This is a genomic window from Shewanella sp. GJ50-10 (genome assembly GCF_055808815.1).
The window spans coordinates 4,379,849-4,401,144 of record NZ_JBVVSS010000001.1; the positions used below are offsets into that span (position 1 = coordinate 4,379,849).

The 21,296-nt window shown below is 39.1% G+C and carries 15 protein-coding genes and 2 pseudogenes; 11 read left to right on the forward strand and 6 right to left on the reverse strand.

Features of this window, described 5'->3' with window-relative positions; genetic code table 11:
• Position 1 precedes the first annotated feature (1 nt).
• The 3 genes from AC0L4E_RS18495 (at position 2) to AC0L4E_RS18505 (ending at position 2,534) form a co-directional block, all read left to right on the forward strand.
• Positions 2–466, forward strand: coding sequence for a hypothetical protein (locus AC0L4E_RS18495; protein ID WP_473680916.1), 465 nt, complete (start codon positions 2–4; stop codon positions 464–466).
• A 282-nt stretch (positions 467–748) separates the two neighbouring features.
• Positions 749–2,068, forward strand: a complete 1,320-nt coding sequence (locus tag AC0L4E_RS18500) for a hypothetical protein (RefSeq protein ID WP_473680918.1) — start codon at positions 749–751, stop codon at positions 2,066–2,068.
• Complete coding sequence (locus tag AC0L4E_RS18505) at positions 2,055–2,534, forward strand: hypothetical protein (RefSeq protein ID WP_473680920.1); 480 nt, start codon at positions 2,055–2,057, stop codon at positions 2,532–2,534. Before AC0L4E_RS18500 ends, AC0L4E_RS18505 begins: the two co-directional genes overlap by 14 nt.
• A gap of 301 nt (positions 2,535–2,835) precedes the next feature.
• On the opposite strand, the gene AC0L4E_RS18510 is transcribed toward AC0L4E_RS18505, so the two are convergent.
• Positions 2,836–3,429, reverse strand: coding sequence for a hypothetical protein (locus tag AC0L4E_RS18510; protein WP_473680922.1), 594 nt, complete (start codon positions 3,427–3,429; stop codon positions 2,836–2,838).
• 29 nt (positions 3,430–3,458) lie between these two features.
• A complete protein-coding gene (locus AC0L4E_RS18515; protein WP_473680924.1) occupies positions 3,459–3,683 on the reverse strand; it encodes a hypothetical protein in 225 nt (74 codons plus the stop codon).
• A 267-nt stretch (positions 3,684–3,950) separates the two neighbouring features.
• Here AC0L4E_RS18515 and AC0L4E_RS18520 point away from each other — a divergent pair, with 267 nt between their 5' ends.
• Entirely contained in the window at positions 3,951–4,169 is a 219-nt protein-coding gene (locus AC0L4E_RS18520; RefSeq protein WP_473680926.1) for a carbon storage regulator, read from the forward strand.
• 190 nt (positions 4,170–4,359) lie between these two features.
• On the opposite strand, the gene AC0L4E_RS18525 is transcribed toward AC0L4E_RS18520, so the two are convergent.
• The gene (locus tag AC0L4E_RS18525) at positions 4,360–4,566 is read right to left on the reverse strand and encodes a helix-turn-helix domain-containing protein (RefSeq protein WP_473680928.1); all 207 of its coding nucleotides are present in this window, start codon (positions 4,564–4,566) and stop codon (positions 4,360–4,362) included.
• A gap of 129 nt (positions 4,567–4,695) precedes the next feature.
• On the opposite strand from AC0L4E_RS18525, the gene AC0L4E_RS18530 reads away from it, so the two are divergent.
• Both AC0L4E_RS18530 and AC0L4E_RS18535 read left to right on the forward strand, forming a co-directional pair.
• Positions 4,696–5,235: a response regulator gene (locus AC0L4E_RS18530; RefSeq protein ID WP_473680930.1), complete on the forward strand. Its 540-nt coding sequence runs from the start codon at positions 4,696–4,698 to the stop codon at positions 5,233–5,235.
• A gap of 5 nt (positions 5,236–5,240) precedes the next feature.
• Positions 5,241–6,658 (forward strand): annotated as a pseudogene (locus AC0L4E_RS18535) (DEAD/DEAH box helicase).
• A gap of 146 nt (positions 6,659–6,804) precedes the next feature.
• Here AC0L4E_RS18535 and AC0L4E_RS18540 read toward each other — a convergent pair.
• Positions 6,805–7,716, reverse strand: a complete 912-nt coding sequence (locus tag AC0L4E_RS18540) for a BrxR family helix-turn-helix transcriptional regulator (protein ID WP_473680932.1) — start codon at positions 7,714–7,716, stop codon at positions 6,805–6,807.
• A gap of 223 nt (positions 7,717–7,939) precedes the next feature.
• Between AC0L4E_RS18540 and AC0L4E_RS18545 the strand changes: the two genes are divergently transcribed.
• The 5 genes from AC0L4E_RS18545 (at position 7,940) to AC0L4E_RS18565 (ending at position 16,467) form a co-directional block, all read left to right on the forward strand.
• A complete protein-coding gene (locus AC0L4E_RS18545) occupies positions 7,940–8,110 on the forward strand; it encodes a hypothetical protein (RefSeq protein WP_175427307.1) in 171 nt (56 codons plus the stop codon).
• A gap of 395 nt (positions 8,111–8,505) precedes the next feature.
• Positions 8,506–8,928 (forward strand): PD-(D/E)XK nuclease superfamily protein, encoded by a 423-nt coding sequence (locus tag AC0L4E_RS18550; RefSeq protein WP_473680934.1) that lies wholly within the window; start codon positions 8,506–8,508, stop codon positions 8,926–8,928.
• Between the two features lie 107 nt (positions 8,929–9,035).
• On the forward strand, positions 9,036–11,906 hold the full coding sequence (locus AC0L4E_RS18555) for an ATP-dependent helicase (protein WP_473680936.1): 2,871 nt from the start codon (positions 9,036–9,038) through the stop codon (positions 11,904–11,906).
• A gap of 45 nt (positions 11,907–11,951) precedes the next feature.
• Complete coding sequence (locus AC0L4E_RS18560) at positions 11,952–13,793, forward strand: site-specific DNA-methyltransferase (protein WP_473680938.1); 1,842 nt, start codon at positions 11,952–11,954, stop codon at positions 13,791–13,793.
• Positions 13,783–16,467, forward strand: coding sequence for a DEAD/DEAH box helicase family protein (locus AC0L4E_RS18565; protein ID WP_473680940.1), 2,685 nt, complete (start codon positions 13,783–13,785; stop codon positions 16,465–16,467). The genes AC0L4E_RS18560 and AC0L4E_RS18565 overlap by 11 nt, the downstream gene beginning before the upstream one ends.
• 275 nt (positions 16,468–16,742) lie before the next feature.
• Here AC0L4E_RS18565 and AC0L4E_RS18570 read toward each other — a convergent pair.
• Both AC0L4E_RS18570 and AC0L4E_RS18575 read right to left on the reverse strand, forming a co-directional pair.
• Positions 16,743–18,694, reverse strand: a pseudogene (locus AC0L4E_RS18570) (BCCT family transporter).
• A 328-nt stretch (positions 18,695–19,022) separates the two neighbouring features.
• Positions 19,023–20,936, reverse strand: coding sequence for an alpha/beta hydrolase family protein (locus AC0L4E_RS18575; protein ID WP_473680942.1), 1,914 nt, complete (start codon positions 20,934–20,936; stop codon positions 19,023–19,025).
• Positions 20,937–21,296: the final 360 nt, after the last annotated feature.

Below are 21,296 nucleotides of genomic sequence, written 5' to 3' on the forward strand. Positions count from 1 at the left end.
CATGATTCCACTAATTAACATACCCAATGGATTACCAAGAAACTTATTAGTTGACGCTATAGATGTAATCGAATTAAGAAATAAAAGTCATTGGGAAAAACTTGATCAAACTTTGATTAGCAACAGTAGAGACGGAAATGAACTCAGTTATTTCGGGGATCAAGTCTGGCTAATGGAGGCCTATACATCAAATTTGCAAGTGACAAAAAAAGATTCCTTTGATTTCAGTTTCATAAAATCATCTAAAAATTTAACGATGGAATTAAAGCTCATTGTTTACGGTTGGATATTTCGAAAAAACAGCACACGAAGCAGGCATATAAAAATCCAAACATTAGTAAACAGATTAGCCGCAATAAAAAAAGTATATATTTTTTTAAATGAAAATAACTACGAATCAATATCTGAGCTAGAAAACCCCGTAACCTCACAAAAATTAGATTCTTTCTTAATTAAAAAAACTTAGCTCAACGAACTCTAGAGCACGTTTACGCAGGTATTAATAGTGTCATCCGACTACAATCCTGGCTTCAAATAGATTTATCTCTTTCCATAACAAAACCGTATGAACATGCTTTAAGACTTAGTAATAAAACTCCTCAACAAACACTGGCCATACCCGAGAGAATAGCGGATGAACTCTATGCAAAAGCAATTGAATTAGTTGAAACCTTTTACCCACATAGAGAAACACTAGCAACTATCGAAAGAGAACTACAAGAAAACTACCTGAAAGGACAAGCTGTAGTTGAAAAAAATAGAAGATGGAATTTGGAATTTTTTAAACTCGACTTCTGTAGATGGTTCAAAAAATCATGCTAAAGCTGCAGAAATAAATAAAGCGATGCCATACAAAGCTTCTGTAATTTTAGCTAAATATTCATTAAAACCTCCTTTCAAAGACATAAAGACAGCTGCGAAGTGGAAGAAGTTATATGGCCGGATAACAACGGCATGCTACATATGCTGTGGAGCATTTTCAGGAATGCGTGACTCAGAACTGAGTGCACTGAGACCAGATAGTTATTTTTGTGACGAAATCAATGGTCATACATTCCATTTTCTACAATCTAGAACCTTTAAATTTGGTGAAAAGAATACGACTTGGGTAACCTCACCCATCACAGAAAAAGCAATCGAACTCATGAAGTTTTTCACACACTATTGGCGAAAAGAGCTGAAAGGAGACATTTCAATCGAGGAGAACAATTATCTTTGGTTAAATAGAACTGCTCGCTCAAAAATACCAGTGATAATAACTAAGTGGCCAGAAAGGTTACAACTTTTTTCAGAAACGTATAACACAATAATAACGAAAGAAGATTACTTTGAGGCTATTCGCTCTAATCCCAATGCTTTAGATAAAGTAAGAGAAATATGTGTTGTAGGTGAAAGTTGGCCATTAAAGCCTCATCAATTTAGACGCTCGCTAGCATTATATACAACAAGGCATAGGCTTGGTAATAGCAGCGCTTTGAAACAACAGTATAAACACGTTTACCTTCAAATGGCTGACTGGTATTCCGTCGGTAGTATTGCAAATAGATTAAATGACTTAGAAATAGATAGTGATTTCCAACAACTACTCGAAAAAACAGCGCTTGAAGAAACTACAAATAAATTTTTTGATATGACTAACAGTAAGTCTCCTTTATCAGGAAGCCACGGAAAAGCTATCATGAGAATGCGTGAAGATATCCCACACATATATAGCTCTTGGGATGTTATATATGATGCTGTGAAAAAAGGAACTCTTACACTGCACGGGACACTACATAGTTATTGTAAGAATGGTTACGACTGCGACATGGATGGTGTTGTAAACCCTGCTTTTTGCGTAGATTGTAAAGGTGGAGGAAGCATTATTGACCAAACACAAGCTAAATATTGGCAAGAAAAACACTCACAATTAACAATTTTCCTCCAAAATCAAGTTGATGTATCCCCTTCAATTTATGCCCACTGCATCACCCAAATCCGAGCCGCAGAATCTGTTATGAAAGATTTTGAAATGACTTTCGAAAAATATGAGCACCCAATTGAGATAACTCAACATGAGCAAAAATGAAAACACGATAATGAGATTAGAGGCAGCTCTTAAGCGAATACTAACCGGAGAGCCTAGACGTATTGCCAAAGGCAGGGCTTTAAGTATAAGGGCTGTTGAAGAGGAAGCTAACTTAGGAAATGGTAGTTGTCATTACTATGCTGAATTTTCGTCTAAAGTTCGCGAACTAAAAAGAAGCCAAAAAGCTGTTACTAACCCCATAGCAGATCAATCTAAGACATTAAGAACTAAGCTAGCTAATGAAAAACGGATTAAAGTAAAACATAGAGAGGAAAGTTCGAAATTAAAAATAATAATACAACAGCTGACAGCAGAACATCATCAGTTTAACGACTTAACTCGACAACTTAAAAGCAAATCTAATCAACTCGAAATAGAGAATAAAGAGTTAAAGGTAAATCTCAAAGAAACTAGAGAAGAGTTAGCAATTTTAAAGAGGAAAGAAATTTTTCTATTTAACAAATAGCTTTATTAGTTACTAGAGTATCTGGGTGGGCAAAACTCAAAATCGAAACTTCCTTGAGTTACACTTTATAACTTGTCATCTATCCGACTAAATTGGGCAACTGTCAATTCAAGTCTAAGCTAGTACAACTTAATCACTATAAATATATACGTGAAATCATTTGAAAGACGCTTTTACCCTTTAATATTATAAACTTATAAATCAGACAGATACAGAATAGAGCAATAATAGGTACATTAAGTTGCTCAATAGTTAGATGCAAGTGCTCCTCAATTCAATATTTGAATTGAGGAGCACTTAATTATCTTATAATTGCAATTTTTTTATCTTCAAATTCAGAATTATGTAGGTAAATTAAACCAAGTAACTTAGGGTCGCGAATTTTTGTTACCCTATATGTATACCTGTATGTGGTTCCGTTATCTGATGAATTAAACCAATATTTTGTTGGATAAAAGTAAAATACACTAGAGGTTCCCTCCCTTAAGTCCTTACTGCGCAAAGGTGTTGTCGTCCACACTGCATTATCAAATCCGTAAGCGGCATATTTACCAACTTCTGCACTTGGAATTAACCGCTTCACAAACTCATAATCGACAAGAGTTGAAAAGCGCATTTCACCAACATTACTATTTTTAACAGACTGCTTGCATCTGAGCTCACTGCCATTCATTAAGCATTGAGTATTCTTAATTAACTCTGACTCTGGGTTAGCCATTTTATCAAATGCCAACCTTAACATCGTAGGTGTATTTGGTTCTTGGCCTTCTTCTAATTTGAGTAGAATAACATTACCTACACTAGGGTAATCTGCAGGATTGCTTAAAAACTGTGTAACTGCAAATCCAGTTCCAGCTAGAACACCTGTCGAAATTAAGTCTAATGATTGCGTCACACCTAGGTAATCAGCAGTCTCAATCGAACTTAACTCCCCCCTTTTTTGATAAAACTGACATCTTCTTTAGACAATAATTCATCTTTATTTTTACTTTCAACTTTTTTATTACCAGCAAGTAATTCTAAGTTCCCTCCAAGACTGAGTGTAGGGTCACCATAAAAAATACCATCTTTTTTGGCATCGACTAGTCGATGACTAGAACTACACCCCATAAGTAATATGAAAGTAATAATTAATGTGCAAGTTCTCATTTCAAATATCCATATAAAAATTGTGGACTTAGTTTACCTTAAAGCTTTATTAAATAAACAAAATCATAGTTTTGAGTACAAGTTGTCACAAAGGTCACAGGAGAAGCATTAGAACAAATTGAAATAGTCGAAGTTAGGCTCAATATTTCTTAGTGAGTAAAATTAATGGTTAAACTTTGATTAAAACCAGCTTACTAGCCGAGCTGTGATTTAGTTGTAATTTTATGGTCTATACTTCCTACTTAATTCATTAAACAAGGACGTATAATGCTTAAGTTAACAAGAACTGAAGGCGAATATCTTCATCTTATCAACATCTATGATGCTGAAGGTAACCCCCTTGAACCGATTGTGATTATGAACATTGGTAAAAATAAAATTGGAATACAAGCTGATAGAACTGTGGAAATATTACGCTCTGAAATTATTGAGCGTAAAATGGTTGAAGAGCTTAATGCTAGGTTTCATGACAAAGTCAGTCTATGAGTATTTCACTTAGTTAAAATACAAAAACACTGAGCCTTTCGTTCGCTAATAATTCTTATAAACTCTCGTTTATTCTTTCTTCTCAATGGGCACTTGAACAGCTACGAAAACTTGATTCTCCCCTTTAAAAAAAAGAGGTTCGGGAGTTTGTAAAGCTTAAACAACTAGACTCATTTCAATATCTCAAAATTTAAGGGAGCAACTCCCTCACATCACAATCCAAGACTTCAGCCAATTGGTATGCTTTTTCGAGCGTGATATTAACTTCCCCTCGCTCAATTCTTCCTGCATAACTTCGGTCAATCTCAGCTAAAAGTGCCAATTTATCTTGAGATATTCCCAACTCCTTGCGTTTGTTCCGTAAATTTATGCCAAATTGGATTGCTAAGTCTTTCATTTTTCATCTCGTTAAAGATAAAGACTATCCAAAGTTGCGGCTTACAAAGCCACGGATTATAATCCGCATTTAATTTGTAATGTTCTTCTCCCCCTAAGAACTAGTGATTAACCCCCTTGTGAGAAAGTCATGCCGAAAGTTTCAATCAAAATATGCACTACGTTGCATACTATTCTCCAGGACGAGAGCTTTAATAATTTCCAAGTCGTACAGTTACGCGATAGATTTTTAGCTGCCTCCACTAGCAACCAAAGCGTTGGCGATGCATATAAATTTATTTATAGGCAGGTCAGTAGACTCGTTAAAAAGAGAGCCTTACGGAAAGTTAATAAGGAGATCGCGAAAACAGTCACTTACCAAAAGACAGAGCTATTTGATCAAATCAACTTCGTTATAAACGGACCCATTGAAGCTAGTAAGCCCTTACAAAAACTACTAGATAGGACTGAACAAGATGCTATCCAACAGCTAAAAGAACGTCTGAAGCAATCAGAAGTTGATCTACTCACCAGCATTGGTGAATCAGAAGAGTACATGCGGCTATACGAGTCATTTCCTGAGATGAAGGAACATCTTGAGTCTCAATACATGCTTGCTCGTGAAAACAGCTCAAAACTTCTTGGGCAGATCAAAGCTATCAAGTCCGTACTCGCTCACCAACAGAAGTAACTCTAATGCAATTAAGACAATGGCAATCAGAGTGCGTCAATCGCGCTCTGAAACACTTTAGTGACAATCGGAGGCACTTCCTCTGCTTAGCAACTCCAGGGGCTGGTAAGACGATTATGGCTGCTGAAGTAGCTGCTAGATTGGTCGAACAAGATTGTATCGATTTCGTACTGTGCTTTTCACCTTCAGTGAATATCTCACAAGGTATTAAAAAAACATTTTCACATCGGCTAGGGTGTCGCTTCGATGGAGTAATAGGTTCTGTAGGTTGCTCTTATACTTACCAAGGTATGCTGTCTTTTAAAGAAGACTTCTGGCAGTTACTAAAAAGAAATCGCGTATTGGTAATTTTTGATGAGATCCATCATTGCTCAGGCAGTACTCTTGAGGATGCCAATACTTGGGGGAGGAGATCTTACTCAACATACAAGATCAAGCACAGTATACATTGGCGTTAACTGGTACGCCTTGGCGATCAGATCAAGCCCCTATTGTCTTATCTCGATATCTAGATCCTGATAACTTAATTCAATGTGACTATGTTTATGGCCTAAGAGAAGCCGTGAGAGATAGTGTTTGCCGGAACCCGAAAATTGTATTAATTGATAACGAAGAATTATCAGTTACAAACCAAGACAATGAAATCCAAACTTTCAGCAGTTTTAATGATTTGTTTAAAGGCTCATCAATTTCATATCAATCGGTCATCAAAAATGACTTAGCAATTCATCACGTTTTAGGCCTAGCAATAGATAAGTTAGAAAGTATCAGACGAGTAAATCCTGATGCTGCTGGACTGGTCGTCGCATCTTCAATTGAACATGCCGTCCATATTTTAAAAATACTCAAGGATACGTTCCAACAGACAGCTACAATTGTCACTTATCAGGAAGTTACCCCATCGGACAAAATCAACAAATTTAGGCATGACAATACACAGTGGATCGTTAGTGTGGGAATGATCAGTGAAGGGACTGACATCCCTAGATTACAGGTTTGCTGCCACCTCAGCAGAGTAAAAACTGAGTTGTACTTTAGGCAAATTTTAGGGCGTATTTTGCGTTCTACAAGAGCTATTGATCAACAAGCCTGGCTCTTCACTTTTGCAGAACCTAAACTAGTCGAATTTGCGCATAGAATTGAGCTTGAACTCCCTGATAGCTATGTTGTGATGAGAGAGTCGAAACGTAGGGGCAGTGTAGAATATTCAGCAGCGAACCATGATAAACAGTCTAGTCGACCGCCTAATCAATCTCGTACATTTACACTCAGTGTTGGTGATGTTTTCGATAAAAAACAGGCTAGTTCATTACCAAGCCGAACAATTAAAGATGTTCAATTCAACAGTTCAATCAACTTATCAATAGAGATCTTAGGTAGATTTAGGGAGAAGGTTATTTCGACCTTTAATTCACCTTTCTAAAGGGAGAATTATATAAATGGTGTCACCATTTATAATTTTGACACCATTTATATTGAAAAACTTTTGGACTCATTTAGCTATTAAAATTACACACACTAAATATGAATAGCTGCCTCACTCTCGATAGTCAGGTGACATAAATTCATCTATGAGTTTGTTTCCATTATAATTTTTAGCATCTCTGCATTCATCAGTTTGAACTTGAAATATCCTTCTCCATCTTGATTTGAGTTTAACCTCTTATCAATGAACCATTGTTTTTCAACGAAAAACATCAAGGCGCATCTCACCTCAATAGTTAACTCATTGGCGCTTGCTGGTATACCGAAATCATTACGGATCCTAGTTGCCTCTTGAGGTGTTCTATCAGGATGGATCTGTAACTGCAAAGGTAAAATCAAGTTCCATTGCTTATCCGCTTCAAGAGTTTCTTCTGGTTCAGCTTGATAATCTTTGTTCTGAAAATATTCCTCTACATCTCTAACTCTAGAGAAATGAAAATTCTTGTAAAAAACTTTTTTAGGATCGTTTCGGTCAAAGCCTCTAAACATCCATTTTGAACCATCATGCATAATACTTAAGGGAATTATTATTCGCCTTCCATGGTTGCTGCTATTTTCTGTTTTGTAACAACAACTTATGGCATACTTTCCATTTATGGCCCTAGTAATCATTGCCACTGAATCTGTAGGAAGATTATTCGGAACTCTACCTATTTTTTCGAAAGGGATTGTTGTTCTCACTGGAGAGGACAACTTATTTCTATTAAAGCCATTAGCAAGCATTCCTAAAGCAGTCTCAGAATCTAAATCTAATAGCGGTCGAAAACTATCCCTCAATATAGCATTAGCTCTAACTGTTCGATTATATTCAATATTATCAGGCTTTAAGTGACTATACTCCGCTAGAACCTTTGAAGAGGCGGCATCAGAAAGATTAAACATCTCGCTTATGTCTGAGCGCTTTACCACACCTGTAAATCTAAGCATGAAATCTATAAAAGCTAGTCTATCTGCGATTTTGGAGGATGTATTTTTCAATTCTTCGAATGTAATCATAAAAAGTATCCATTCTTTATTTTTGTTTTAATCTTAGATCAAAGACCGCAGCATGTACATATTAAAGCTATCAAGATAACAGTTGAATTAGAAATAAACACCAACAAAATAAAATTTGACTTATAAAAAGTATAAATGCTGTTGATCTCGATCGATGATCGATCATATAATAAACAAGCAAGGCAAATATCAAGCAAACTAACTACTTTATTTAGGAGACCTTATGGCTACGAATGGTAAATCAGGTGATAACCGCCGACACGGAATGGTCCGTGAACGCTCTCAAACTCAAACACAATCGGGGCACTGGGTAAAAAGAGATGCCAATACAGGACAATTTATGGATGTAAAACAAGATGGAACCCCATTCAAGGGGGTTAGAAAAGAGAAATAAAAAAGCACTTTTAGTAGAGACTAAAAGTGCTTTTTTACAATGAGGTGAATTATATACTCTGCGCCAACAGACTATATAAGGCCCAACATAAAGAGGTTTCAAGCCCACAGAAAGGCAAGATTGCTCAGATTTGTTTCGCAATCATACCTTTCAAATGTGTTCATCTCAATAGCAGAATTCCCTCTTCAATCTTTTTTGGGAGGAAACCCATATGAGTATTCGACAAAAAGATGTGCTGGTTTGTGCATATATTCGCCGCCGTAATGGTCGGCAAGAATACATAAGCAGCCACCTGAGATCGCTTCCTCGATAGCCGAGAAGCGGTCAATAGATGCTACTGAAATTGTCAGTAGCATCACTCAATAATTTTGTAAACGCTATTCGGAGAATAGAATATGTGTAGAAAAACGCTTTTAAAAGATATATCAACCACTTTTGAAAAAATGGGCTTTGTTCCAAGTAACACTAAAGCACCTTTCACCTATCAATCTAACATCAAATATCCGAGTATTTTTGCGGATAAAAGTGATCATGCTCATTATATCCTTTACACACCTAAACGAACGCTACAAATCGTTGCTAAGTATCAGGAGTCAACAGGTACGACAATAGAGAAACTTGGCTATACAGCTATAGATGCAGCCCGAACCACACATGATCACTATTTGGTGGTTTGTGGTGGTAATGAGCTACTCAAACATAGTCGAGCGATAAAGTTTCTCAATGGGCAAAAGAACATAGCTCCTCGACTGCATGCATTACGAGTTGAAGATATTGAAAGCTTTTTAAGCGATGATATAAAACTTAAAGCTGCTTAGGTTTGCTCATGTTTTAACTAAATATCTCTTGCTTAGAAGGTTGTAAGTAAGAGATATTACTATTGTATTTAATAGCTTGGGTTACTCAAAACGCTAAATAGGTTGATATGTCATCTCTAAATGCTGCTCAACAAACCGCTATTCATCACTTTCAAGGACCCTTACTCATTATTGCAGGTCCTGGCTCAGGTAAAACCTATACGCTAGTTGAGCGGATAATGAATCTTATTTTTGCGCATGAAGCTGAACCTGAGCAGCTACTAGTAGTCACATTTACTGAGAAAGCAGCACAAGAACTGAAAACCCGAATTTCAAATCGCCTTCTTGAACGCGGCTCAAACTTCAATGTAAACAAAATGTACCTCGGTACTTTTCATTCCATCTGTTTGCGCATACTAGAAGAGTATCGTGAGTTTACACGCCTTAAGCGCAGTTTCGTGCTAATGGATCAGTTCGATCAACAGTACTTTATTTATCAAAGGCTTCGTGAGTTCAAAGACATCAGTGGTATCGAACATATCCAAGGCGAACATAAAATACCTGCCTGGGCAAAATCTGATAACTTACTAGGTTGGCTGAACAAGATCTCAGAGGAAGTACTAGATATTGATAAATTAGTTAGCTCTCCAGATGAAGCAATCTGTGCACTTGGTGAGTGCTATAAAATTTATCAAGAACTACTAAAAACACATAATTCGCTAGATTTCTCAAGCATTCAAATAGAAACGCTTTTCCTGCTAAAACAGAACCCTCTAATTCTCGAGGAACTGACCTCGAAAATAAAATATCTCATGGTCGATGAGTACCAAGATACCAACACCATTCAAGAGCAATTGTTGCAAATGCTTATGGGCGGAAAAGGTAACCTATGTGTTGTGGGTGACGATGACCAAGCACTATACCGTTTCCGTGGAGCAAGTGTTCGAAATATCCTCGAATTCCCCGCTAAGTTTGCTCCTGGCAAGTGTCAACAAGTCAGGTTGTCTACGAACTATCGTTCACACCCTGATATTGTTGGCTTTTATGATACCTATATGGGTGATAAGCCTTGGTTACGCGAAGGGGTGAATTATCGCTACCCTAAAACCATCAAACCACGAGATAACGAGTTCGACGCTGGTCCTACTGTAGTGAGTGCAATAACCCCTGAGGGCGATGATTGGCATGAAGATGTTTATCAGATGCTCATGCACCTAAAGCAAAATGGGAAATTGACGGACTGGAACCAGGCAGCCTTTTTGTTTCGCTCGGTTAAGTCCGATAAAGTACGCGCTTTAGCACAGTCTTTGGAAGAAAAAGGTATTCCGGTTTATTCACCACGCGCTAACTTATTTTTTGAGCGCGAAGAAGTGCGTTATTTACTAGGCGCGCTGCAAATGGTCTTCCCTATGGTGATGACTGAGAGAAAGAGAAAGCAGCTCGAAGGCAGAAAACTACCGATATGGGACTATTATGCCGACCATTGCATAGCCCCGTTCATTGCTAAGTTACGGGAACCTGAACAAGCGGACTTATTGCAGTGGTGTCAACGCAAAGCCAAACAACATATTTGTCTAACAAAGAACGCTGACTCGGCTTTTTTGGGGCTGTTCTATGAACTACTACAATACCCGCTTTTTTCGCGTTATTTAGAGCAAAGTAATGGCAACGAGCGCGCTCAGCGAAACATGGCGCAAATGAGCCGTATGCTCGGTAAGTTTGAGTATTTGCATCGCGTAAGTGTACTTAACCCTAAGTATCTGACTTCCAACCTGACTTCACTGTTCGATAACTTCCTTAAGTTTCTTTATGAAGGAGGGATTGATGAATACGAAGATATGTCAGAATACGCACCTTCAGGATGTGTATCATTTCTAACTATCCATCAGTCTAAAGGTCTGGAATTTCCGATTGTATTCGTGGGCTCATTAGAAGCGGTACCTCGTAAGCAATATACGGATCTTGATGAGATAATAGAGCATCAATACATGGCTAAGCCACCGTTTGAGCCTATAGACGATACGAAGTATTTCGACTTTTGGCGTTTGTTCTATACTGCCTTCTCTCGACCCCAGAACCTATTGGTACTTACAGGCCAAGAGAAATCAGGACATGGTAAAACCCCGTCACGTCATTTTACCGATTACACGTCTAAGCTACCTTATTGGCGAGATGTTAAGCATGAGCTTGCGGATATAGAGTTTGAGCAAGTCAAAGACGTCAACATCAAAAATGAGTATGCGTTCACATCGCACATTACCTTGTTTGAAACCTGCGCCGAGCAATATCGGTTGTTCAAAGAACTCGAATTTCAACCCGTTAAAGCCAGCCCTATGCTGTTCGGTACGCTTATTCATGAAACCTTAGAAGACGTTCACAAAGCAGCACTCAGGGGCGAAGAGAGTCAGTTAACTAAAACGAACATCGAGTCATGGTTACAGGATAATTACCAAAATTTGGCAAATCGCGAGCGCATGTACCTAGGGGAGTCGACTTTGGGTGCAGCACTTAAACATGTTATGCGCTACGTTGACCGTAAAGGTAGTGATTGGAGTGATATTAAAGAGACCGAAGTGGATATCTCTTTAGTCAAAGATCGCTTTGTGCTGACAGGTAGCATTGACCTGATAAGAGGTGAAGGTGAAAGCGTTGAGATCATCGACTTTAAGTCGGAGCGCAAACCGAATATGGAAAAGGAGCGTGAACGTATTTTGCACCATCAGCACCAGCTTGAAGTTTATGCTCACTTGGTCGAAGAAAACACAGGTTACAAGGTCAGTAAGATGCACTTGTATTTTACCGGCGAAACCATGGGCTTACCGACCATCAGTTTTAACAAAAACAGCAGCACTATCGACCAAACCATCAGCCAATTTGATAGTATTGTCGACAGAATCGAAAACAAGAATTTTTCGCTTAAATCGCGCCCAGATAAGAGCTGCGTAGATTGCAGTGCGCGCGGTTATTGCGACCGTAAGAATTGGACATTTTGTACTTAGTCAAATGGACTAAGTAACGCAAAAATAATGAAGAGACAATAAGCTATGCCTAACGAAAAGACGAATATTGAAACTTATAACTTTCAGCCAATCAAAGGCTACCCGAGTTTGAATTGGTCAGGAAAACGTCCATTTCACTCAACCCAATACTTCCCTGCACAACTCAAAGAAATATATGGTGAAGAAGATGAAAATAATTGGATTAATAAAATATTTTGGGGAGACAACCTTCAAGTATTAAGCCATTTACTAAAGAATTTCCGTAATGAGGTTGATGTCATTTATATCGATCCACCATTTGATTCAAATGCTGATTATAAGAAAAAAGTTAAACTAAAAGGTAAGAAGCTGGATGGTGATAGTAATTCATTCGAAGAGAAACAATATACAGATATTTGGAATAATGACGGTTATTTGCAATTTATGTATGAACGTTTGGTCTTATCAAAAGAGTTACTGGCCAATGAAGGCGCTATTTTTTTACATTGTGACCCTACTCGTTCACATTACCTAAAGATTATACTTGATGAAATATTTGGTTCAGATTCATTTGTCAATGAAATCTCATGGCAAAGAAGTGGAGCTAAAGGGCTAACATCAAATCAGTTTCCTGACTCACATGATGTTATTTTTTATTATGCTAAAAATAAAAATATGCATAAATGGCGTAAGCAATTTGGAGTGTATTCAGAAGTTCATTTGACTAAGTATCGTTACGATGATGGTGATGGCAGAAAATATATGATGGATAACTTACAAAATCCAAACCCTGACAGGCCTAATCTTACATTTGAATTTAACGGTCATCTTCGTTGCTGGCGTTGGACAGAAGAACGAATGAAACAAGCTGCTTCAGATAATAGAATTGCATATGCCAAAAACGGGATGCCTTATTTAAAAAGATATCTTGATGAAAGTAAAGGTCCTGTATTAACAGATACTTGGACTGACATATCACCAATTAACTCTCAAGCAAAAGAAAGATTAGGTTATCCAACTCAAAAACCTGAGGCCCTTTTAGAGCGTATTATCTCGTGCTCTACTGATGAAGGTGGATTGGTATTGGACTTTTTTATGGGCTCAGGTACTACACAAGCTGTTGCTAATAAGCTCAATCGAAGATTTATTGGCGCTGATATAAACTTGGGTGCAATACAAACAACAACTAAGCGCCTTGCAACAGAAAAAGCAAGTTTTGAAGTTTATAACGTAAATAATTATGAAATTTTCCGTAATCCAGTGGAAGCCAAAGAGCTTCTCCTTGAGGCGCTGGAAATTCAAAAGTTAGATTCTAATACTATTTACGACGGCGAAAAAGACGGCTACAAAGTCAAAATGATGCCAGTGAACCGCATTGCCACTAAGGAAGACTTAAACGACTTGATCGCTAATTTCCCCTACAAGCAATTCGAATCACGTAAAGAAGCGAATCCAAACCAACCAGTCGAAGAGGTCATGTTGGTGTGTATGGGTCATGAGCCAAGATTGGGAGCAATTCTAGAGAATGAGTCGGGCTACAGACTTAAAGTTAAAGTAGTTGACATACTGCGAGATAAGTCAAATCTAACTTTTAAATATGATTCTGAAGCAGCCATCAAAATCGAAGACGATAAACTGACCATTAATGCCTTTTACCCATTAAACTTGATGCAAAAACTTAGTCAGCAAAAGGACGATGTGACTGAGTGGCGCGAAATGGTGGAATCCATCATGATCGACTGGAATTTCGACGGCGCCGTGATGGAGCCTGCTGTCATCGATATTCCAGCCAAGGAGGAATTTGTTGCGGGCGAATACGATATCCCTGAAGGCGCAAGTAACATTAAGATTAAGATCACCGATTTACTCTCAGAATCTTATGAAGAGGTGATTGTTCATGGCCAGTAATGCACAAGATAATTTTGAGTTAAATAACTCTTTCTATGTGCATTTACATGAATTTTACAAAATTCATCGTGGCACGATTCGTAAAAATTACACTCGCTTAAGTAAGGCTTTTTTAGACTTTAATGATCCTGCTAGACCAGGAAGCTTTCTTCGTATCCCACAGTTTGAGGCGCTCGAAATCTATGTATTCCTGAAGGAGTTCCTAGATAACAAACCAGTCTACCAACTGTTCGAAGATTGGTATGCCAACCAAGGTAAGTTCGCAGAAAAAGTTTCGGGTATTAGTGCCGTAGAGGGCCAAATCATGCAACCAGACATGTTCTGGAACATGGCAGAAAATGACTACAAAGGCATTTTCAAAAAGATGAAGGCCAGCAACGGTGGGCGCTTGTATCCGAACTATATCTTTGCGCTTACCATGGGTACAGGTAAGACAATTTTAATGGCAACGTGTATCTTTTACGATTTCTTGTCCGGTAACAAAAAAGGCAAGGACGAGCGCTTTATCCAAAATGCGTTAATTTTTGCTCCCGATAAAACGGTGCTGCAATCGTTGCGAGAAATTGAGTCGTTTGACCACACTAAAGTGGTTCCTTCTGAATACATGCCTATCGTCGCCGAGTTTAAGTTTCACTACCTAGAAGACGCTGGCGTGTCGCTAAATACCATGGATGGTTCTAAGTTCAACATCATTGTATCTAATAGTCAGAAAATCATTCTGCGCCGCGATAGCAAAGGTAAGTCAACCACCGATAAGCTTTTTAGCTCCGGCAAAGAAATATACCAAGGCCTAGGTGACGTGGGCGATGAGATGGCCGACCTTCTTGGCCTTGATGGCGATACCATGGCAGCCACGCCAGAAGATGAAAGCGATTTGGTTACCAATCAGCGCTTCGAAAAAATTAAGCGCTTACCTCAACTTGGTATCTTTGTCGATGAAGCACACCATGCGTTTGGTGCGAAACTGGCTAAGGATATGGGCGTAAAAGCTGACAACACAGCAAACTCGTTACGAAAAACCATCGATGAATTAGCATTAAATCTAAAGCAAGCAGGGACACGCGTTGTAGGTTGTTATAACTACACTGGTACGCCCTACGTCGGTAAAGATGTATTGCCAGAAGTGGTTTATGCTTACGGTTTGCGGAAAGCAATCGACAATAATTACCTCAAGCAAGTACGCCTAAACGGCTACAGTAACACTCGCCACGAGGAGTTCCTCGAGATTGCCATCGACCAATTCTTAGCCGAGGCTGACAAGGTTGGTCGTCCTGAGGATATGTTGCCGAAGATGGCTATCTTCGGTACCACCATCGAAGAGATCAACAACGAGGTGCGACCTGCGGTAGAGAAGATTCTGGCCAAGCACGGTATATCCTCAAATCGAATATTGGTTAACGTTGGCGATAAGAAGCTCACTACTGACGACGACATTCGCGAATTCAACCGTCTAGATAGCCCTCGTTCTGAAAAACAGTTTATTTTGCTGGTCAACAAAGGCCGCGAAGGTTGGAACTGTCGTTCGTTGTTCTCCGTTGCGCTTTACCGTGAACCGAAGTCAAAGGTATTTGTGCTTCAAGCAACAATGCGCTGTTTGCGAGCTATAGGTAGTGTCCAACACACCGGCCATGTCTTCTTGACTCAAGAGAATATGATTCTTCTTGATAAGGAACTTCAGGCAAACTTTAGAATTTCGACCGAAGAACTAAAAGAGCCAGATCCGAATAAATCAATTGTTCAAGTAAGGGTTGAGCAACCGAGTATTAAGGTGCCTATTAAGCGTGTGCGCCGTCAATTCAAACTCATCGAAAAAGAAGATTTAGCAAAAGGCTATAAGCTAGGATTAGATGAGGTCGAACTAGATGACTACCGGCTTATTCATGAAACCCAACAAGGGTTATTGATGCCCGAAGATCTGGGCATGGTGAAAAATCGAGCTCGTGAGGATTTATCTTACCTTAAAGAACAGCGTACTTTTTCACGTTTATCTGTAGTTGCTGACATTGCTAGATACTTAAACAAGCCATGTTTGCACATTGAGAAAGTTATTGCTGGCACTGAAGAAGGTTTTGGTGGCATCTTAGATTTGGTTAATCAGTTTAACGAAGTTCTTTACGATCAGGTTATTCCGCGCTTATTCAAAGCTATGTATGACATCGAATCAGAAAGTATTACTGAAGAGTTTGAAGTAGAGCTCGTAAAAGAAGCGCCAATTGATCCAGGCTACTACCCAGTCACCGCTGCCAAGGATAAGGTTATCAGCAAGGCAGATTCATCGGTTAGCTCACTAACAAATAAGAGCTTTCACCTTGATAACTACTGTTTCGACTCTAATCCTGAGCGCCAGTTCTTCTGGGATATGTTAAATGAAGATAAGGTAGATAAAATCTGGTTTACTGGCATGCTAACGCACGGTCAAAGTGACTTTGTCATCCACTATGTGGACACCGATACTCAACGTGTGCGCAGCTACTATCCTGACTTCTTAATCAAAAAACAAGACGGCTCCTATGTCATGGTTGAGGTAAAAGGAGAGCATATGATCGAATCACAGAATGTTGCAGACAAGAAAGATGCTGCTGAGCTGATGGGAGTTGCTTCTGGCATCGGATATGAAATTGTAGCAGGTAAAGCAGCGGATTCTGGTAGCTACGATCGTAGTTTCTTAAATTAAGTATGCTCTAACGCTACACAGAATATACCAAACCCATAGTGGTAAATAATCTGGAAAATGGTATGTTGATATCTACATTTTTAGGAAAAATGACTGTCAAAACTCATTTTTCTGGAAAATGCACACACGCCTTGTTGTTAAAGGCTTTACAGAAATCTTCCAGATTCCACGTGTGGCAGTATGCAGTTACCATGCGTTAAAGCGCTTATTTAACTGTAATTTTCAAACTAAAAAAGCCGCGTTGTGCGGCTTTTTTATGTCAACTCAACAAGTGATTAACTCGGTGTATTCAACCTTGCTTGAATAGCTTGTTTCACTTCCTCATGAGCCACTAACGCTTCCTCATCTTCCTTTTCTCTCATCAAAACATCAAAGGCGACACGAGCTTGTTGTGCAAGTTCAGACGCTGCCAGTTTTGCCTGTTTGGCTTTTAAAGCATCTTCATTAAGTTGCTGCAGGTTAGCAATAATATCATCAGGTGCATCACCTAAATCAACACTGGATTCACCGCGAGATAATGCCTCTTTGCGTAATTGCTTTTTGAGCATCCAAATAGAGTCATTCGCTTCGCGTTCAGCATTGGCCGCTTCAATCGCATTATCACGTAACAATTCAAATCGGGCTAATGCTTGACCTTCTTTACTCCATGGATCTACATCCGGCAAATCGGAAATATTAATCACAGGGTCAATATAATCATCTTGATGACTTAAATCTAACATTGCCGCTTTAACCCCTGAAATCATTAGCATTACAGCGATAATCAATAAAGGTAATCCGCCAACAATCGCAGCGGTTTGCAACGTTGCTAAACCGCCCATAAACATTAATGCTGACGGCATAAACGACAACATAAATGCCCAGAATAATCGGTTCCAACGCATAGGGTCTTCGGTGACATTTTTTTGCACCACTGATGCCAAAATATAAGAGATAGAATCGAAGGTTGTCGCCGTGAAGATGACACACAGCAAAGTAAACAATGCAATGACAGCCGTACTAAAAGGAAGCTGCTCTAATATGGCAAAAATGGCGCGAGTCGGCCCTTCAGTATTTAACAGCCCCACCACATCTAATTCACCCGATAACTGCAGTGACAGCCCATAGTTACCCAAAATAATAAAGTACATTGAACAACCTAACGATCCAAAAAAACCGCTCCTGAGATCATTTGCTTAATGGTTCTACCACGAGAAATGCGGGCAATAAATAGTCCCATGCTTGGAGCAAAGACTAACCACCATGCCCAGTAAAAAATAGTCCAATCCTGTGGAAAGTGGGTATCTTCAAATGTACCCATACCACCGAAAGGTTCAGCCCAAGTCGCCATAACAAAGAAGTTAGACAGCATGCGCCCAATTGAATCTAGCCCTGTTTCCAACATGAAAATAGTCGGGCCGCACACCAACACAAACAGCAATAGGCCTAACGCGCCCCAGAAATTAATATTACTGAGGATTTTAATGCCTTTATCCATCCCCATATACGCTGAGTAAGCGAAAATGGAAGTACACACCATAAGCACCATTATCTGGCTGCCAGTGGTGGCAGGGATATCAAATAAATAGCTTATTCCTTCATTAATTAATGGCGCTGCTAGGCCTAATGTTGTCGCTGCGCCGCCCAGCAAACCAAAAATAAACAGCACATCAATGCATTTACCTAACTTGCCGAAGCTATTTGCTTCACCAATGACTGGCATTAATGCAGCAGACACTTTCAGTACCGGCTGCTTACGGACATAGAAAAAATAGGCAATCGGAATGGCTGGGATCATATAAATACACCAAGCAATAGGTCCCCAGTGAAATAATCCATAGGTGGCAGCCCAGCGAATCGCCTCTTCACTACCAGGCTCTAATTGAAATGGCGGGTTTTGATAATAGTAGGCCCATTCAATCGTGCCCCAATACAAGATACTGGCGCCAATCCCACCACAAAAAAGCATGGCAGCCCACGAAGCAAGACCAAATTCAGGCGCCTCATCAGGCTCACCCAGTTTAATCTGACCGATATCAGAGAAAACGATGTAAATCATAAAGAAAAAAGCAGCAAGACCTAAACCTAAATAGGCAAAACCTAGCGTGTCTGTCATAAATAATTTAGCGACAGCAATCCATTCAGCACCTTCACTTGGAAAAATCAGTAAAGGAATAACAACAGCAAATAACAAGGTTAACGCACCGAAGAATGTCGGTTTATCAATAAGCTCGAAGTGTTTGTTCATTTTATTTGTCCGAACAACTAAAACAGATTTTAGAGAGTCCACACACAAGTGCTTCCCCTTCGAGACAGACAGGTTATTAACTAAGTTAAGGAGGTGGGTGTGTGCGAACCGTTTATTTGTAACGCCAACAAGATTTGGTCATTACAGCAGCATCAAGTAAATCGAACGTAAAATAATACCAAACCAATAACATGTCGATTAACTTATGCGTCAATTGATATCAGGTTGTGATCCGTATCTCGTTTAATCACAGCCGGTTAGAGTCCGGCATAAAAAAGCCCCTGCAAACATAGTTATTGCGGGGGCTTAAACAGGTTAATTGGCCAGCTTAATTAGTACCAATGTATTTATCTAAGAAAGCTAATATGGCTTTGTTGGCTTCTAAAATATTATCTTCGTTGTAAAAACCATGGCCTTCTTTGTCTTTCACTAGCCACTCGTAAGGGTGGCCTTTTTTATCTAGAGCGTCTTTAAGTGCTAAAGCATGTTCAAAGTGAGCACGTTGATCATCTTTACCGTGAATGATTAACACTGGTGCTTTAAGCTTATCAACATTACGCGACGGAGACTGTGCAATACGCTCAGCACTATCGGTGCCTAATGTCTTATCTAAATACGCATCGCCCCATTTAATGGTTTTGATATCACCTTCATCAAACATCATAGGTAAATCATAAACCCCGACATAACCGATGGCACATTGGTACATATCAGGCTCACGGATTGCACTTTGTAAAGCACTATAACCACCAAAACTTGCACCAAAAATACACACTCGATCTTTATTGGTAACCCCTGTTTGAATCGCATAATTCAACGCTAAGGTAATATCATCCTGTATTCCTGTTCCCCATTGGCCGTAACCTGCCTCCATAAAGCTTTCACCATAACCGTCAGATCCTCGAAAGTTCACTTTAAGCACTGCATAGCCAGCGTTAGCAAGCATTTGCGCTTGAGGATCATACATCCAATAATCTCGTGCATGGGGCCCACCATGAGGTAAAACCACTGTCGGTAAATTCTCTTTTTTGCCAATAGGCAAGGTCAAATAACCGTTAAGTACAAGGCCATCAGGTGTTTTAATACGGAAAGGTTCTGTAGAAGCTTGCTGTTCTTTTTTAATCCAAGATTGGCTAGCTAACAAAAAGCGTGCTTTCATGGTTTCAGTATCGAATAAATAGAATGAACCAGGGTTTCGATCGCTAGAAACATGCACCACCATTTGCTTTCCGTCTTGAGTCTTACTGGTAATTTCTACGCTGTCGCCATTAAACGCTTGGATTAATGCTTTATGTAATTTAGCTTCTTGGGTATCAGGTTTTATGAATATATAGCTTGAGTAGTCTTCATCTAATCGCAAGCCATATACTTCATTTAAATCTGACTTAATCTCGTAAGTAGGATCAGCAATCTCGCTGCGATATAGCAAAGTTTCTTTATTGGTGGCTAAGTCATAACGATATAAACCTTTCGGTTTTTCAGGATCTGTTTTTAATGCATACACCGACTGATTATCACTGGTGAACGCTAACGGCGTGAACTCACCATCAATTTGCTGATCAAATGACTGCCAATCTTCACCTTTGCCTTCACGATAGAAAATTTTAGTCTTAGCATTCTTATCTGCACCCACAGCAAACCTTGGTACCCCATCGTTATCGACTAAAAACTGACTATAAGAAATTGGCGCTCGTTTAACTCGACGCTCTTTACCTGTATAAACATTAAGCCTAACCACTTCAGGCAAAACATCACCATCTCGACTAAAAGATTGCTTGCTAATTAACACATGCTTTTTGTCACCTTCAAGCTTATCAATTAAAAAACCACCAGAACCGGAATACACAATTCCACCTTGCGAGCGGTAGCCGAAAATCATTTTGCGTTTTGAGCCATCATAATTAACGGCAAAAATTTCACCCATATTAATAGGCTTTTCTAAAATCCCTCTACTTTGAACCACTTGAACAATAACTCGCTCATTGTTAACCCAATAGTAATCATCAGGCTGGTCTTTGCTACTGGCGTTAAGTGCAAAAGTGAGTTCAAAACTATCAGTACGTAAAAATGCTAATTTCTTTTTACCTTCATCATTCACCAACACCGCTAAGTGTTTACCATCAGGTGATATTTTGACATTGTAATAATCGCTATGGCGGGAATAATCCTCAACGGAGGCGGCGAGAATAGAATTTGAAATGCACAATGACACTCCCCATACCATCAACTTGATGTACTTCATGGTGACTCCTTGAAAGCTATCAGCTAGAGAAACTAGAGAAACTAGAGATAGTTTTATCCTTAAAACATAACGTAACGTTAAGTGTTAAAACAGTTAGCAAGGAAGAAGGTAAAACAGATTACATAAAGCGGCGTAATTGTGATTCCCGATTCCTTGGGCAAATGATTCCTGACATATAAAATATGTTATGGCGAATATTGCAGCGTTTCGCTTAAAGATTCAACGGCTAATTAGTCGATTATTATCAATCACTAACAATACAGAGACTAACACCAAAACTTGTTCAATAAACAGTCAGATCATCTATCAAATTCTATGGCTTCGAATTGTTAGTAGTTTGTAGTAAAATAAATTACGAGG